We start from the raw sequence: 568 nt of genomic DNA, 5'->3' as shown, positions 1-568 counted from the left end.
AGCGAAATAAAGGAGGAGGCCGAAGGCCGGGGGACATTCGCGGAGGGGAGTACCCGGTGTCATTCGCACGCACCCCGAACACTCAGCACAAATGGAAAACGGCGCCCGAAGGCGCCGTCTTGAAGGGGAGCAGAACGCCGTCAGTCTTCGACGAAGGCCTCTTCGCGCTTCGACTTCACAGCCGGCAGCAGCACGATGATCAGCAGCAGCGCAGCAGCAGCCAGCAGGCTCGCCGAGATCGGACGCGTCACGAACACGCTCCAGTCGCCGCGCGACAGCAGCAGCGAACGGCGCAGGTTCTCTTCCATCATCGGCCCGAGGATGAAGCCCAGCAGCAATGGTGCAGGCTCGCAACCCAGCTTGAAGAAGGTGTAGCCCACCAGACCGAAGATGCCCACCATCCAGATGTCGAAGGTGTTGTTGTTGGTCGAGTACACGCCGATCGCGCAGAACAGCACGATGGCGGGGAACAGGTACTTGTACGGCACCGACAGCAGCTTGATCCACATGCCGATCAGCGGCAGGTTCAGGATGATCAGCATCGCGTTGCCGATCCACATCGAGGCGA

Annotated in this window: 1 protein-coding gene; it reads right to left on the bottom strand. The window is 61.4% G+C overall.

Annotated elements, in window-relative coordinates; all coding sequences use genetic code 11:
* Positions 1-140: 140 nt before the first annotated feature.
* Positions 141-568, bottom strand: a 428-nt coding sequence (locus AC07O3_RS34505; RefSeq protein WP_495341517.1) for a tripartite tricarboxylate transporter permease, incomplete at its 5' end; no start/stop codon positions are given.

The sequence above is a fragment of the Variovorax sp. GW821-FHT09D05 genome (assembly GCF_059416325.1).
This window is presented reverse-complemented; position numbering and strand designations above follow the sequence as displayed.